This window comes from Acinetobacter sp. CIP 102529 (genome assembly GCF_000368325.1).
In the GTDB taxonomy this organism is placed as follows: Bacteria; Pseudomonadota; Gammaproteobacteria; order Pseudomonadales; family Moraxellaceae; genus Acinetobacter; species Acinetobacter parvus.
The window spans coordinates 519505-534833 of sequence record NZ_KB849355.1 but is presented as its reverse complement, the minus strand read 5'-3'; the positions used below and the strand labels follow the sequence as shown (position 1 = coordinate 534833).

Sequence of the window (15329 nt, the reverse complement as noted above, 5' to 3'; positions counted from 1 at the left end):
AAATTGAAAAGCTTGGTAACGTACACGCCAGCCTTCTGCTTTGAGTTCTTTGGCAAAATGACGCATGGCGCTAAAAATCAGGGCAATTTTCTGTGGATGATGGGCAACATACGTGGCCTCCTCCACAACTTTGGCCATGAGGATGACATCCTAGGTGCGATCCAGCGCTTTAAGCGTAGCAAGCTGAGAATGAAGCTGGTCACCCAAAATTAAATAAACTAAAACGCATAGCCACTCCAGACCTGATCAAAGATTATGACGGCTTTCAATGATGGTGCTGCAGGGTTTTTAGTACGTTGTCATCGGCTCGATCATGTGAATGCGCTGTATTTTACAGACTACTATAAACAGACACCATCCTGAATAAGCAGGGAATACTTAGATATACCTTGAATAACAGCAGGAAAGAGAAACCATTACATGGCTTCATCATTCAGAAGTTTTTTTATTTAAATCACTTTATGATTTAGCTTAAATAATTGATTTAAAGACGTATAAAATGTACGACCATCTAAATTTAAATCTACCTCAATTCCAGATTCCAGCAGAACTCTTTTACCCACTTCAATTTCTTTAAAACCTTGACGTGTATTCTGCATTTTATTTAAGGGAATTAAAGAAACGATAATTTCAGTACCATTTTTAGATTTTGCAATTAATTCATTAACTTTTAACAATTTATATCCTGTTTTTATGATTTTTTCCAATATGGAACAACAACTTTTTCTTTAAAATTAAAAAAGCACTGAGTAGTGCTTTTTCAACTCGTATTTTAGTGCTTATATAGCAACAATATTGACCGCATTCGGTCCTTTTTGACCTTGAGCGATGCTGAATTCAACTTGTTGACCTTCAAATAAGGTTTTAAAACCTGAACTGGCAATTTCACTGAAGTGCGCAAAAACATCTGGACCTGATTCTTGTTGAATAAAACCAAAACCTTTAGTTTCATTGAACCACTTAACGGTACCTTTAACAACATTTGAGTTTAACATAATAAATCCTACTGATTTTTTAATAATTTTAGTCATTTTATTGACTGCATATAACTTTGAAAATAATAAAGAATGAAACTTAAAATCTGAAAAAAACGAAGAATTATGAATAAAACGACGATAGTTAAGAGAGATTTAATGAAACAAGACTTTTTTCTAGTTGAGTTAACTATACCTTAAAAATAAAATTAATCAAGTTTTTTTATATGTATATTTAATTACCTTATACAAAATGACTGAATTAGTAATTAATCTGTTGATCTAGTTGAATTTTTTAACAAGTCTATCGACAACATTGCTACATTGAAACAGAAAAAACCAATTTACCGCGTTAAAAGGGGATCCAAGAAAAAATCATTTTTCTCATTTTCTCAGGCTGTAAGATTGAAATTTCGCCTACATTCATCCTGCATTTAATCTTCACACTTTGTTCACATCGACTTGGGTTATCTTAATCTTGAGATCTAGCAAGGCTAAAAAATGAAGGTGCGATTTAAGTCTGCTTTTGCAGCTATAGCACTGTCTATCATCAGCTTAAGTAAAACGACTCAAGCAGAAACTGCTGCGCCTCATTGCCAATCGCGAGATAATTAGCTCTGAAAGTGTTGCGTATTCGCAAAATCAGGGGAACAACAAACTGAAAGTCAGCTTTTTGCCTCAAGGCTTAAGATGGATACCATTTAGCAAAGGTGATTACTGGGTATTGCGAGTAGATCCAGAATACAAAGTGGCGCTTGTGGGGGGACCAAGTAATAAATACCTATGGATTTTGTCACGTGAACAGCAACTCGATGAAGCTACGTATAAGTCCTATCTGGAAACTGCAAAACATTATGGTTACGACGTCACAAAACTTATCAAATTGCCTCATTAATCTGCTAAATGGATATAAGTCTGGGATTCAGCAGATTTTAAAACCGATTGAATTAAAATCCGCTTAAACCGAATTCACGTTAATTAAGTGAAATTTCTAAAAATAGTTTGCATTGTCCAGCCTATGGGCGTATAACGCTAACTCCCTAATGCGGGGTGGAGCAGTCTGGTAGCTCGTCGGGCTCATAACCCGAAGGTCGTTGGTTCAAATCCAGCCCCCGCATCCAAATTTTGTATATCAATATGAACAGATATTGATTGCGTGTTAAGAGAAAGCGTGTATAGTAAATAATAACTAGAAGAATAATACTGTTGATTCAGCAAATCTTAGATTTCGTAGTTTAACCAAACCTTTCGTTTCATCAGATTTAGTTTCAGAGTTTATTATTTCCAGTTAATTGCTGCTAAGCATCCAAAGTATTTTTGTATATAGGTTAATTTATGTCTAATTCTGTGACTGGTACAGTTAAGTGGTTCAATGAAACTAAAGGTTTTGGTTTTATTCATGCCGATTCTGGGCAAGATGTATTTGCTCATTTCAGTGAAATCCAAAGCAATGGTTTTAAGGTTCTTCATGAAGGACAACGTGTATCATTTACTGTTGCTCAAGGTAAAAAAGGTCCTCAAGCGACGGGTATTACTGTAGTTGCCCAGAACTAATAAAATCTTTTGAAAAAAAGCTCACCTTGGTGAGCTTTTTTTATCTGAAAATTAAATGGATAGAATAAAAATATAGGACTTACACACTGTTATTTACAGTCTCGAATTCGCCCTTCATCATAATGTCCGAATACAGCTATATTTTTTTGATTTCTACAATATCACTTGATTCAATGAGCGATTGGATATTACCAAATAAACTTTGAATATAATCAGTGGCTAGATGGATATCTAAATCCTCTCTGCTACGCCATTCTTCTAAGAAGAAATATCTACTCGAGTCATTTTCGCTAATATAAAGCTCATATTTCAAGCATCCTTCTTCTTGAAGCGTAGGCTCTATTACACTTTTTAAAAGCGCTTCTAACGTCTCTTTTTGATCTGACTTTGCCTTAAAGTTTACAATTACTGAAATAGTCATTATTTCACCTTTAATTTGTTTTAGAAGTTTTCTAGTACAATTTTGCCTTTTGACTTACCTGATTCAAGCAACTTATGCGCCTTCTCCAAGTTTGCAGCGTTAATTTTGCCTAGATTTTGGTTGAGAGTACTTCTAATTTTTTGCTGGTCAACTAATTGGGCAACCTGTTGCAATAGATCACCTTGCTTTTCAATATCATCGGTTTCATACATTGAACGGGTGAACATCAACTCCCAATGGATAGAAATAGATTTAGTCTTAAACGGCATAATATCAAATGTTTGTGGATCATCGATCAATCCAAGCTTGCCTTGTGGTGCAATCAGAGAAACTATTTGCTTGATATATGTTTCTGTATGATTTGTAGAGAATACGTATTTTGGTTTTTCAATGCCTAGTGTCTCGATTTGTGCATTTAAATCTTTGCTATGATCAATGACATGGTCGGCACCCAGTGATTCCACCCAAGATTTCGTTTCTTCACGTGAAGCTGTTGCTATAACGGTCAGATTTGTTTTTGCTTTTAGGAGTTGAATCGCGATTGATCCTACACCACCTGCACCACCAATAATTAAAATACTGCCAACTTCTGTTTCTGAAATTTGAAAACGATCAAACAACATTTCCCATGCGGTTATTGCAGTTAATGGCAATGCTGCTGCTTCTGCATTAGATACTGTAATGGGTTTAAGACTGATAATTCGTTCATCGACTGCTTGAAACTCAGCATTACTACCATCTCGGGTTAAATCGCCAGCATACCAAACAGAATCTCCTACTTTAAACGAGGTAACTTTTGAGCCAACTTCAATAATTTCCCCAACGGCATCCCAACCTAAAATACGATTATTTGCTTCAGACGAATTTTTTCTCACTTTGGTATCAACTGGATTCACAGAGATTGCCTGAACTTTTACCAGTACATCACGCTCCTTAAGCGTAGGCTTCGCTTTTTCAATATCTACCAATGAATTTTTAAAATCATCATGGTTATTGATAACATACGATACGGCTTTCATAGATTTGTCCTTAACTTTAAAAATATAGTAAAAATGGGAGCGAGGTGCTCCCATTTTTTGTTATTCAATTATTAAAACTCTTGGCTCGTTGGGCGTAAAACAATTTCATTAATATCTACATCCGCAGGCTGTTCAATTGCATAAGCAATTGCTCGAGCGACTGAGTCAGCTGGTATGGCTTGTTTGTAGAAATCCGTAACGAACTCTGAACTTTCTTTATGAGAAGAACCGAATTTTAGTTCTGACTCAATTGCACCAGGCTCAATAGTCGTCGTTCTAATTGTTCCCCCAACTTCATGACGAAGGCCTTCAGAGATGGCTCTTACAGCAAACTTAGTACCGCTATAAACAGTACCTCCTGGACTAAATACTTTTAACCCTGCAACAGATGCGAGATTAATAAAGTGTCCAAAGTTTTGTTTTTGGAAAACAGGTAGGGTAGCTGCTATACCATAAAGAACACCTTTAATATTAATGTCGATCATACGATCCCATTCATCAACTTTTAGCTCACTTAATGGTGCAATAGACATTAATCCAGCATTGTTTACTAATACATCGATTTGACCAAATGCGCTTAATGCCTTTTCAATAAGTGCTTGTACTTCCTGTGGTTTGGTTATATCCATACCAATAAATTCAGCTTGACCACCTTCAGCACGAATATCGTGAACAATAGCCTCTAATTTTTCAGTACGTCTAGCACCAAGTACAACCTTTGCACCTTTTTTAGCAAGGAAGCGAGCAGTAGCTTCACCTAAACCACTACTTGCACCAGTGATAACAACAACTTTATTTTCTATATTATTCATACAAGTAACCTTCAACCTATCTGTCAATCATATTTGATGGGTTAAGTATTACAGCCTTGTTAGGTATAATAAATGAATAATATTATCTTTCAGAATTCCAATTTACGGAATAATTGCCATAACACAGGATTGGACATGCATAACAAATTGGAAATGATGCGTATCTTTTGTGTCGCAGCAGAGTCTCGAAATTTTAAAGAGGCAGCAACTCAGCTGGGTATTTCCCCACAGGCAGTGACACGGGCAATAAAAGAGCTAGAAGAGCAGCGCGGAGAGATTCTGTTTTACAGGAGTACTCGACAAATTAAAATTACCGCTGATGGTGAGCGTCTGGCAAAGCAAGCACGTTTTGCGGTGGGATCGATCGATGCTTTGTTTGTAAAAGACACCAAGGAAAAACGAGATGAAATGCGTGGGACTGTCCGTCTTACTGTGTCGTCTGTGTTAGGGCGTAAATTGGTAGTACCTGCACTAGCAGAATTTGCCACACGTTATCCAGATATTGTCGTGGATTGTGTGCTCACAGATTCACACTCGGATGTGATCGATGAGCGGATAGATATCGGGATCAGATTTGGATTTTTGCCGGACAATCGATATGTGGCAAGGGAATTGGCTAAAGTGAATTTTTATTCTGTGGGTACGCCAGAGTTAATTGATAAGGTTGGAATGCCTAAAAAAATTATTGACCTTGATAAATACCCTCTAACAGCACTAGTCGATCATAAAACAGGACGTTACTGGCCATGGACATTCACCGAAAGTCGAAGCTTTACGCCATCAAAGCCTCGTTTTATTACAGATGATCTAGAAGCTGAATTTCAAGCTATTCTCGCTGGAGTTGGATTCGGACACATGCCTGGATTTCTAGTTTTGCCGTGGCTTAGGAGTGGTAAGCTCATTCAGATACTTCATGAGGAAACCTCTCCCGTTTGGCGCCTGTATTTATATCGTCCACAGCGGGGCCCAACACCTTTGCGAATCCGAGCATTGTTTGATTACTTAGCGGAAGTGTTGGGCCATATAGAAACCTGAATCAGATGGAACTAACCTTTTTTCTAGAAAGTAGAAATCAGATAAGTCCATCATGTATCTAGAGTAACTACAATTTTTCCTATTTGCTGATTTGATTCAAGATAGCGCTGAGCGTCATGCATGTCCTCAAAGTTAAAGCAACGGTCGATCACTGGACGAAGATATCCTGCACCTATACTGCTAAGAATAAATCGTCTGGCTTGCTCCCTTAGAACAGGATCATGGAGGACCTCAAGGAACAAAAAACCTCGCATAGTTAAGCTCTTGCGTAATGCAACTTTAAGGGGGAATGGTGTGATCTCCGGGCTAAGCGCACCATGCATAACCATCGTTCCTCCTACAGACATCGCTTTTGCAATCTGTTCAATATGAGGCCCTCCTACAGCATCGAAGGCGACATCAAGATGTTCTCCACCTAAACGTAAAACAAGCGCCTCATACAAATCTGGTTCATCTTCAGTGGCTATAACATTTTTAACACCGAGATCCAGTAAATGTTGCTTTTTCTCTATCGTCTGTGTACTTGCAATGACCTTAGCACCCGCTGCTTCAGCTATCTGTATCGCAGCTAGTCCTACGCTACTTGAAGCTGCTGTGATCAAGATCGTTTTTCCTTTCGAAACTCCACCAGCATGGATTACACCACCCCAAGCCGTCAAATACTGCATCCAGATTGAAGAAGCTTCTTCCCAGCTTAAACTATCGGGTTTGTGAACTAAAAAAGTTTCTGGAATCAGAAGCTTGTCCGCATATGTCCCATATTTGGCTAGATTGTCAGTTGGAAGAATCGATACTGCATCTCCTGGAGAAAATTGGCGTACACCTTCACCTATTGCCAGAACTATGCCTGCTCCCTCATATCCCAGACGAGAAGGGAATACTGCCTTTTGAATATAAGTACCACGCCGAAACATTACATCAGCCCGGTTGAGTCCGATCGTTTTCATCTGGATTAGAACTTCTCCTGCGGCTGGTAAAGCCACAGGAAGTGTTTCTAATGTCAGAACATCTGTATCTCCAATACTATTGAAGCGCCAAGTCTTGGCCTGAAGTGCGTTAAATGACATCAATCACGACCTTAATATTGGCAGAGCGATCTTGAACAGCATCATGAGCCTCAATCGCTTGGTCTAGAGTAAAATGACGAGGATCAACAATAGGACGCAGTTTACCTTCCTCAACAAGACGAGTCGCGATCTTAAGGATATCACCATGATGAGCACGGCGATTGCCTGTTAACATCGGCAATAGGACGAATACGCCAGACAGTGTGGCACACCGTAGAGATGAACTCGCTAAATTATGATTACCAAATGCAGCACAGCTGGTAATGTGGCCATAGTGAGTTGTCATGGAAAGTGAAGCTTCTAGTACTGGACCACCCACAGTGTCGTAAACAATGTTAAAACCTTGACCCTCAGGGCTTGCAGCAATAATGTCATCGGAAGATGCTTTTGTGTAATCGAGAGGTGTTGCACCGAGTTCTGAAATTAGTGATTGATCAGCTGTACGACCAGTCGCCCAAACATTTGCATCAAGTGCTTTTGCAAGCTGAACCACCATATAACCAACGCCACCAGCACCACCCTGAACCAGTACAGTTTGACCTGGTTGGACCTTCGCATGATCCACTAAACCTTCCCAAGCAGTGAGGAACGTCAATGGTAGTACTGCTGCCTCGCGCATAGAGATATTCCGTGGCTTTAATGCGATCAGATCGGCATCTGCTACAACATATTCTGCTAAAGATCCTTGAAGACCACGAACGCCACCAATCAGACCGTAAACTTCATCTCCGACGTTGAAGTCGGTGACACCTTCACCAACAGCAGTTACAACCCCAGCCATATCTGTTCCCAACACGGCAGGAAGCTCTGGCATAGCATATGGTGCTTCACCAAGACGAATTTTATAATCAATAGGGTTTACACCACTAGCATGAATACGTACTAGAACTTGCCCAGCCTCTGGTTGAGGTATAGGGAGTTCTACACGTTTAAATTCATGATCACCAAAATTTTCTAGGATAAGAGCATTCATCATCTTATTCATAGTTGTTCCTTATTCTTAAATGGGGGATGATGTGCACAGTACCAAAGTAAAATAATCCAATAAATGATATTTATAGGATTTAATAATTCCTAAATAATGAATAATAAATATCATCCGCTCACTAAAAATATTCTAGTACAGTCTGTAAAGGCAGTTTAATCTAAACTGTCGGCAGTATTTTCAAGGCTTGAAATGTTCAAAATATCTACAAAGTGGCTAAAATTTGAAACATAATTCTAAAAGGTCACAGCATCACAAAGAACATGAGCCAAAATAAAAAAAATGGGAGCTAAAGTCCCATTCTTTGTGACTTTAGCATCAGCTCTACGATGTTAATTTAAAAAAAAACTAAAAACAGGCATAGAAAATTTTCGCTAAAGATCTTTTTGATTTTCGATTTATAAAAATTATTGCTTTTTTTATACTATGGGGTACTATAGTATTAATGCTAGCGAATAAGGAGGTCTGATGCCTAATCAGGTTGAAGACAAAAAAAAGATTCTTCTACGCGTCAGAAAGATCAAAGGTCAGACACAAGCGATTGAAAAAGCGTTAGAAGATAATGTGGAATGTGGTGCAATTCTGCAACAAATATGCTCTGTGCGTGGTGCTATTAATGGTTTAATGAATGAAATGTTGGAGGTTCATTTAAAGGACACATTAGTATCAGGTGAAACCACAGAACAACAACGAAAAGAAGAATTGGCTGAAATCGCCAAGATTCTAAAATCATATTTAAAATAGATCTGTATAAGGAATTATTCCATGAAGTCACGTGCTGCCGTTGCGTTTGGTCCTGGTCAACCTCTTCAAATTGTTGAAGTTGATGTTGCACCACCGAAGAAAGGTGAAGTATTAATTAAGATCTCCCATACCGGTGTGTGTCATACAGACGCATTTACTTTATCTGGCGATGATCCTGAAGGCGTTTTTCCGGCTATTCTCGGGCATGAAGGTGCTGGTGTTGTAGTTGAGGTGGGTGAAGGCGTGACTAGCGTCAAACCAGGTGATCATGTAATTCCACTTTACACCGCTGAATGTGGCGAGTGCCTATTCTGTAAATCTGGAAAATCGAACTTGTGTATTTCCGTTCGCGAAACTCAAGGTAGAGGCGTAATGCCAGATGGTACCACTCGTTTTTCCTACAATGGTCAACCGATTTACCACTATATGGGCTGCTCAACGTTCAGTGAATACACGGTAGTGGCAGAAGTATCATTGGCTAAAATCAATCCTGAAGCCAATCACGAACATGTCTGCTTACTGGGTTGTGGGGTAACAACGGGTATCGGTGCAGTACATAACACGGCTAAAGTACAAGAAGGTGATAGTGTTGCGGTCTTTGGTTTAGGTGGTATTGGTCTAGCAGTCGTACAAGCCGCACGTCAAGCTAAAGCAGGACGTATCATTGTGGTTGACATGAATCCAGATAAATTTGCGCTGGCAAAAGAGTTTGGTGCAACGGACTTCTTGAACCCTAAAGATTACGATAAACCAATCCAGCAAGTCATTGTCGAAATGACTGGCTGGGGTGTAGATCATTCATTTGAGTGTATTGGTAACGTGAATGTGATGCGTGCAGCCCTTGAAAGTGCACACCGTGGCTGGGGACAATCCGTAATTATTGGTGTAGCTGGCGCAGGTCAAGAAATCTCTACCCGTCCATTCCAACTGGTTACTGGTCGTAGATGGTTAGGTTCTGCCTTTGGTGGGGTAAAAGGTCGTACGCAACTTCCAGGAATGGTTGAAGATGCCATGAAAGGTAAAATTCAATTAGAACCATTTGTGACACACACCATGGGCTTGGATCAGATCAATGAAGCCTTTGATCTAATGCATGAAGGTAAGTCAATTCGTACTGTAATTCATTACGAATAATTCCGTCAGACCTTATACTTTTCCATGCATGTGAATCATGATTGACATGCATGGAATCCTCTAAAACGGCACATCATCTGTAAAACAGATCTATCTATGTATCCATCATGTATAGGTTCAACAAACCTGCCTACATTTTAAATCTTTATCAGTATTCTCTGTGGAGAATGTCAGACTCTTTGTTTACTCGATTTCTCATGAAGTCTTGCTCAACATAGGTAATTGATTATGGAAATAATTGAGAAACATGCTTCTTTTGGTGGATCGCAAGAAGTGTATCGCCATCAGTCAATAGCATTAAACTGTTCAATGAAATTCTCAATATATCTGCCACCTCATGATAAAGATGAGCGGTTGCCAGTTTTATATTGGTTATCAGGACTGACTTGCAACGAACAGAACTTTATTACTAAAGCCGGAGCACAAAAGTATGCGGCTGAACATAAAGTCATTATTGTTGCACCAGATACCAGCCCACGTGGAGAGGATGTACCAGATCATGCAGATTATGATTTAGGCCAAGGCGCAGGATTCTATGTGAATGCAACACAAGCACCCTGGTCACAGCATTTCAAAATGTATGATTATATTGTGGAAGAACTCAGAAATCTGATTGACCTGAATTTTCCGACCAACCAAGTCCAAAGCATTATGGGGCATAGCATGGGGGGTCATGGTGCATTAGTAATTGGTTTAAAAAATCCTGAGCTGTATAAAAGTATTTCTGCTTTTGCACCAATTGTTGCACCTAGCCAAGTACCTTGGGGGAAAAAGGCTTTCACACACTACCTAGGTGAAACCGAAACTTTATGGAAAAGCTATGATGCGATTGAATTAATCAAAAACGCTGAAGTTCATTTACCTATTTTAGTCGATCAGGGAACAGCTGATGATTTTCTTGAAGCACAGTTAAGACCTAAGCTTCTTAGTGATATTTGTTTGGAACAAGAATATCCTCTTACACTTAACCTAAGAGAAGGGTATGACCATAGCTATTACTTCATTGCGAGCTTTATAGAGAAACATATAGAGTTTCACAGCAAATTCCTAGCAAAATAACTTTCATAGATATGAGGATGTACAATGTTGTTCTTGAATGCTTCTTGAGCAATATTTTTTGATTCAAATGTTAATGATCTTAACTTGAATAAATTCATAGCATTATGCCGAAATAAACATCCAAATTTTGGCTCTGCTATGGAAAATTGTTTTTAACCTTTGTACAACAAAACTTTCTGACATGCACACATTATCAATGTCAGTATGAGTTTTAATTTTAATCAATTGTGGAGTTTTAGTCATGCTTAAAACAGCTTTATATGTCCGTCTTGAAGCTAAACCGGGTAAAGAAGACGAAGTGGAAGCTTTCCTTAAAGCCGGTTTACCTATTGTAATGGAAGAACCTGCGACAGTTGCGTGGTTTGGCCTACGTCTTGGACCTACAACATTTGGTATTTTTGATGCATTTCCTGATGAGGCGGGTCGCCAAGCACATTTATCTGGCAAGGTTGCAGCTGCTTTGATGGCTCAGGCCGAAGAGCTATTTTCAGAGCCACCGTCAATTGAAAAAGTAGATGTTTTGGCGAGTAAACTACCAGCTTAAACCGACGCTTAAATGTATGAGTGTGCTGCCTGAAATTTTGAATGAAAGGCAGCACTTCAACCCTGTGAGGTTTGTCAGAGGCTTTTTATTCAAGTTGGGCTACTTTATTTAATGGCTTAATCTCACCATTTACATGGGTCAATATCCAAAACAGAGTAAATAAACGAATGCACCCAGGTACACGCTTTATATTGAACCAATCTTTCTAATTTAGTGTCGCATTTGTACATCTGCTAAACCGTGCCAATCTACTTTTAAAATATTTAATCATCGCTATTTTGTATGAGCCATTCACTGTTTTAGCCAATGCGTTCACGACCATGTCAATAGTCATACGTGTTGATTCTTTCGATCCAACAATCGCTCGTGAAAATACGTCAATAATAAAAGTGGTATAGAACAAGCCTGAATTTGTTTAACCATCACTAAAATCGCCAAGCTGAGATAATTTTTATAAAAATAGACGACTGGTCTATTTTATGTATAGTTAGCACATGGTGCAGTCAAAAGCCGCATTATTTTCCGTGCTTGATCCGAATAAAACCTTTAGCTTGCCGACGCGCCAGTTAGCAAATGGCGTGGTCGATGCATTTGTTCATGTCATGGAACAGTACTTAACTTACCCTGTCAATGCACAAGTACAAGATCGTTTTGCCGAATGTTTATTGCAAACTCTGATTGAGATTGGACCGAAAATCTTGGAAGATTCAGCAGATTATGACACGCGTGCGAATTTGATGTGGGCTGCTAGCATGGCACTGAATGGGCTGATTGGAGCTGGTGTACCACAAGATTGGTCAACCCATTTGATTGGACATGAGCTTACGGCTTTATATGGTATTGATCATGCTCGTACCTTGGCCATTGTGTTGCCTGCCAATTTACAAGTGTGTCGTCAAGAGAAGCGAGAAAAATTACTACAGTATGCAGCTCGAGTCTGGCAGATTGTCGAAGGTGATGAAGAACAACGTATTGATACTGCTATTGCTCGTACTCGAGCCTTCTTTGAGCAACTTGGATTGCCGACTCGTCTTAGCGATTATGAACTGGGGGAGACAGATATTGAGATCATCATTACGCAACTTAAATCACACAATCTGACACAGCTAGGCGAACATAAAAATGTTTCATTAGAGATCAGTCGCCAAATTCTCGAGACGAGCATCTAAGCTAAATGCGCGTATCTGGCATGCTCTGACCCTGTAACAATGCTCCTCAATCCTGAAAATTATCGGAGAAATAACATGAAAATTTTAATCGTTTTAACCTCACATGATCAACTTGGCAATACTGGTAAGAAAACAGGTTTCTGGCTAGAAGAACTTGCTGCACCGTATTACACCTTTATTGACTCTGGTGCTGAAGTTACGCTGGCGTCGCCTCAAGGTGGGCAGCCACCACTAGATCCGAAAAGTAATTTAGCCGATGCGCAAACTGAAACTACTCATCGTTTTGAAGCTGATTCAATTGCAATGCAAGCATTGGCACAGACGCATAAACTTAGCGAAATTTCTTTAGCTGATTATGATGCAGTGTTTTATCCAGGCGGGCATGGCCCATTGTGGGATTTAGCAGAAGATCCGATTTCAATTTCTCTGATTGAACAGGCGATTCAATCTGGCAAACCTGTTGCAGCAGTCTGTCATGCCCCAGGTGTTCTTCGACATGTGAAAGCGAGTAATGGAGCACCTTTAGTCAGCGGTAAATTAGTGACTGGTTTTACCAATACTGAGGAGGCTGCTGTAGGTTTGACTGAAATTGTACCATTTTTGGTCGAAGACATGCTTAAAGAAAACGGTGGTCATTATTCTAAAGTGGATGATTGGCAAGTATATGTTCAAGTAGATGGCTTGCTGGTTACTGGACAAAATCCAGCCTCTTCTGCTGCAACCGCTACAGCATTACTTCAATTGTTGAAATAAAGAGTAGCTAGTGTCTGTTGTGGTGCTTAGCAGTGAATAAACTTCTGACTCTGAGCAACTGGCGCAATAAGCAAAATAACCCTCACTTAATGGTGACAGGCCTGAGTTAATAGCTTTTATTCGAGCTACTCGAAAGTGGGTGAAGTATGTCAATTATCAATTGCAGAAGCTGATTGGGAAATGCGTAAGTCCTCGATATCTTGTTAAATCGACACGTTTAAAAAACGGCTAATCACTTGTTTGAGCTGTTTTAAATAGCCCGTAAAGAAGTGGTTTGCGCCAGGCAAGATGGTAATCGGATGCTTTTGTGGCTTTGCCCAGGCAATCATATCTGAAAGCAGGGTAATATCGTCCTGTTCCCCATGAACAAATAAAATATCCCCGTCAATTGCTGGAGTGGTGTAATGACGCAACTCGATCACTGAACCTGTGGGTAATCCACATAAAACCAGTTGTTTCGGACGTAGTTCTTCGCTGAGTTGCGCCTGACATTTTGCCAGTACATGCGAACCAAAACTAAAGCCACCTGCGTAGAATGTTAAGCCAGCATGTTTTTCACGGGCATATTCAATCACAGTCAGAATATCATCCGTTTCACCATGACCTTGATCATGTGTACCCTCGCTGCCACCCAGACCCCGAAAACTTGGACGATAGACCACACAACCCATTTCATTAAAAATCTGAGCCAGCAACACAGGAACCTTATGATGCGGTGTACCACCTTGTAAAGGATGAGGATGGCACACCACCGCAAAACCTGTCACTTCACCTTTAGGTTGATCGACAAATATTTCGATTTGACCAACAGGACCTTGAATGAATATTTGCTCAGACATAAGACATGGTATGGGTAATGGAAGAATCCACTATTTTACCGATAAAACTTAGCGAGAACACGAATTGGCATTAAAAATTATCAACTGTTATAGTTTAGGGAATTTAGATTCACTTTGATTGATTATGCTTGCCTTAATTTCTCCAGCAAAAACTTTAGATTACGAAACAGCTTTACCAACAGATACTTATACACAACCTCGTTTGTTACAACAGTCTCAACAATTGATTGACGTGTGCCGCAAACTTTCGGCAACTGAAATTGCTTCTCTGATGACAGTTAGTGAGAAAATTGCAAATTTAAACGTTGGGCGTTTCCGTGACTGGAATGCAGATTTTGATTTTTCCAATGCCCGTCAAGCCATGTTTGCATTTAAGGGGGATGTCTATACAGGTTTGGATGCTTATGATCTCGATGATCAGGAAATCGACTTCGCCCAACAGCATTTGCGGATGTTGTCAGGTCTCTATGGTTTATTGCGTCCTTTGGACTTGATGATGCCATACCGTCTGGAAATGGGCACAAAACTAAACAATACACGCGGCCATAACCTGTATGAGTTTTGGGGTGATATTATTACCGATCAGATCAATCAAGACTTGGTAAATATTGATGCAAAAGTATTGATAAATTTAGCCTCTGACGAATATTATAAATCTGTAAATGAAAAGAAAATTCAGGTGGAGATTATCAAGCCTGTGTTCCTGGATCAAAAGAATGGAAAATATAAAGTCATTAGTTTCTATGCGAAAAAAGCAAGAGGTCTAATGGCACGATATATCATTAAAAACAAACTGAGTCAGGTAGAGCAGCTCAAAGCATTTAATAGTGATGGCTATTATTTTGATACTGAAAGTTCATCAGACAAAGAGTTGGTCTTTAAGCGGGATGAGCAATAAGTAAATCAATAATTTTTAAAGGTGTTATCGATGCAGCAATATATACCAGCCCTAGAAAAATCATGGTTTGAGTTGCATCAACACTATCATTTTTCTGAACCACAGAAAATATTGAATAAACTCATCGCTGCCTATAGCGAAAAACAACGGGCTTATCATACCATTCAGCATTTATATGAATGTCTTATTTTACTAGGACTTACGCATTGACGGATTCAAAAAAGTATTAAAATAGTTTATAAAGTATCTGTGATCAGACGAACTAAACATGCTTCTACAGCAACTTGTACATTACCCATTTATATGGGCTTTCTCATGACAG

16 protein-coding genes, 1 tRNA gene and 5 pseudogenes are annotated in these 15329 nt (G+C 39.3%); 12 read left to right on the top strand and 10 right to left on the bottom strand.

Annotated features, from left to right (window positions below):
• Nucleotides 1-3: 3 nt before the first annotated feature.
• From F972_RS16475 to F972_RS07665, 3 genes and pseudogenes are all read right to left on the bottom strand, one after another.
• Nucleotides 4-240: pseudogene (locus F972_RS16475) on the bottom strand (cryptochrome/photolyase family protein); the annotation flags it as partial.
• A gap of 209 nt (nt 241-449) precedes the next feature.
• Entirely contained in the window at nt 450-677 is a 228-nt protein-coding gene (locus tag F972_RS07670; protein WP_004682274.1) for a hypothetical protein, read from the bottom strand.
• Nucleotides 678-779: 102 nt separating this feature from the next.
• Complete coding sequence (locus tag F972_RS07665; protein WP_004679551.1) at nt 780-995, bottom strand: cold-shock protein; 216 nt, start codon at nt 993-995, stop codon at nt 780-782.
• 583 nt (nt 996-1578) lie between these two features.
• Between F972_RS07665 and F972_RS15310 the strand changes: the two are divergent.
• From F972_RS15310 to F972_RS07655, 3 genes and pseudogenes are all read left to right on the top strand, one after another.
• Nucleotides 1579-1869: pseudogene (locus F972_RS15310) on the top strand (lipocalin family protein); the annotation flags it as partial.
• Between the two features lie 149 nt (nt 1870-2018).
• Nucleotides 2019-2095: transfer RNA gene (locus tag F972_RS07660), tRNA-Met, on the top strand.
• Nucleotides 2096-2309: 214 nt separating this feature from the next.
• Entirely contained in the window at nt 2310-2528 is a 219-nt protein-coding gene (locus F972_RS07655) for a cold-shock protein (protein ID WP_004679548.1), read from the top strand.
• Between the two features lie 136 nt (nt 2529-2664).
• Here the strand turns inward: F972_RS07655 and F972_RS07650 are convergent, their stop codons facing one another.
• The 3 genes from F972_RS07650 to F972_RS07640 all read right to left on the bottom strand — a co-directional run bounded on the left by F972_RS07650 (nt 2665) and on the right by F972_RS07640 (nt 4780).
• A complete protein-coding gene (locus tag F972_RS07650) occupies nt 2665-2949 on the bottom strand; it encodes a putative quinol monooxygenase (protein ID WP_004769414.1) in 285 nt (94 codons plus the stop codon).
• A gap of 20 nt (nt 2950-2969) precedes the next feature.
• On the bottom strand, nt 2970-3968 hold the full coding sequence (locus tag F972_RS07645) for a zinc-binding alcohol dehydrogenase family protein (protein WP_004682270.1): 999 nt from the start codon (nt 3966-3968) through the stop codon (nt 2970-2972).
• A gap of 71 nt (nt 3969-4039) precedes the next feature.
• Nucleotides 4040-4780 carry an SDR family oxidoreductase gene (locus tag F972_RS07640; RefSeq protein ID WP_004769413.1) on the bottom strand — a complete coding sequence of 247 codons (741 nt, stop codon included), beginning with the start codon at nt 4778-4780 and terminating at the stop codon, nt 4040-4042.
• Nucleotides 4781-4915: 135 nt separating this feature from the next.
• On the opposite strand from F972_RS07640, the gene F972_RS07635 reads away from it, so the two are divergent.
• Nucleotides 4916-5815, top strand: coding sequence for a LysR family transcriptional regulator (locus tag F972_RS07635; RefSeq protein WP_004769411.1), 900 nt, complete (start codon nt 4916-4918; stop codon nt 5813-5815).
• A 50-nt stretch (nt 5816-5865) separates the two neighbouring features.
• Here the strand turns inward: F972_RS07635 and F972_RS07630 are convergent, their stop codons facing one another.
• Nucleotides 5866-6882: a zinc-dependent alcohol dehydrogenase family protein gene (locus F972_RS07630; protein ID WP_004769409.1), complete on the bottom strand. Its 1017-nt coding sequence runs from the start codon at nt 6880-6882 to the stop codon at nt 5866-5868.
• Nucleotides 6872-7867 carry a zinc-dependent alcohol dehydrogenase family protein gene (locus tag F972_RS07625; protein WP_004769408.1) on the bottom strand — a complete coding sequence of 332 codons (996 nt, stop codon included), beginning with the start codon at nt 7865-7867 and terminating at the stop codon, nt 6872-6874. The genes F972_RS07630 and F972_RS07625 overlap by 11 nt, the downstream gene beginning before the upstream one ends.
• Nucleotides 7868-8335: 468 nt before the next feature.
• On the opposite strand from F972_RS07625, the gene F972_RS07620 reads away from it, so the two are divergent.
• From F972_RS07620 to F972_RS07605, 4 genes are all read left to right on the top strand, one after another.
• A complete protein-coding gene (locus F972_RS07620; protein WP_001133624.1) occupies nt 8336-8611 on the top strand; it encodes a metal/formaldehyde-sensitive transcriptional repressor in 276 nt (91 codons plus the stop codon).
• A 21-nt stretch (nt 8612-8632) separates the two neighbouring features.
• Nucleotides 8633-9745, top strand: a complete 1113-nt coding sequence (locus F972_RS07615; RefSeq protein ID WP_004757899.1) for an S-(hydroxymethyl)glutathione dehydrogenase/class III alcohol dehydrogenase — start codon at nt 8633-8635, stop codon at nt 9743-9745.
• 228 nt (nt 9746-9973) lie between these two features.
• A complete protein-coding gene (gene fghA / locus F972_RS07610; protein ID WP_004757900.1) occupies nt 9974-10804 on the top strand; it encodes an S-formylglutathione hydrolase in 831 nt (276 codons plus the stop codon).
• Between the two features lie 241 nt (nt 10805-11045).
• Nucleotides 11046-11348, top strand: coding sequence for a putative quinol monooxygenase (locus F972_RS07605; protein ID WP_000920558.1), 303 nt, complete (start codon nt 11046-11048; stop codon nt 11346-11348).
• A gap of 85 nt (nt 11349-11433) precedes the next feature.
• Here the strand turns inward: F972_RS07605 and F972_RS16580 are convergent.
• Nucleotides 11434-11763: pseudogene (locus tag F972_RS16580) on the bottom strand (IS3 family transposase); the annotation flags it as partial.
• A gap of 103 nt (nt 11764-11866) precedes the next feature.
• On the opposite strand from F972_RS16580, the pseudogene F972_RS07600 reads away from it, so the two are divergent.
• Nucleotides 11867-12517: pseudogene (locus tag F972_RS07600) on the top strand (iron-containing alcohol dehydrogenase); the annotation flags it as partial.
• A 75-nt stretch (nt 12518-12592) separates the two neighbouring features.
• A complete protein-coding gene (locus F972_RS07595) occupies nt 12593-13270 on the top strand; it encodes a type 1 glutamine amidotransferase domain-containing protein (RefSeq protein ID WP_004682259.1) in 678 nt (225 codons plus the stop codon).
• A 203-nt stretch (nt 13271-13473) separates the two neighbouring features.
• On the opposite strand, the gene F972_RS07590 is transcribed toward F972_RS07595, so the two are convergent.
• Entirely contained in the window at nt 13474-14109 is a 636-nt protein-coding gene (locus F972_RS07590; RefSeq protein ID WP_004682258.1) for an alpha/beta hydrolase, read from the bottom strand.
• Between the two features lie 124 nt (nt 14110-14233).
• Here F972_RS07590 and yaaA point away from each other — a divergent pair, with 124 nt between their 5' ends.
• On the top strand, nt 14234-15007 hold the full coding sequence (yaaA, locus tag F972_RS07585) for a peroxide stress protein YaaA (RefSeq protein ID WP_004682256.1): 774 nt from the start codon (nt 14234-14236) through the stop codon (nt 15005-15007).
• Nucleotides 15008-15037: 30 nt separating this feature from the next.
• Nucleotides 15038-15205 (top strand): annotated as a pseudogene (locus tag F972_RS07580) (metal-dependent hydrolase); the annotation flags it as partial.
• Nucleotides 15206-15329 lie beyond the last annotated feature (124 nt).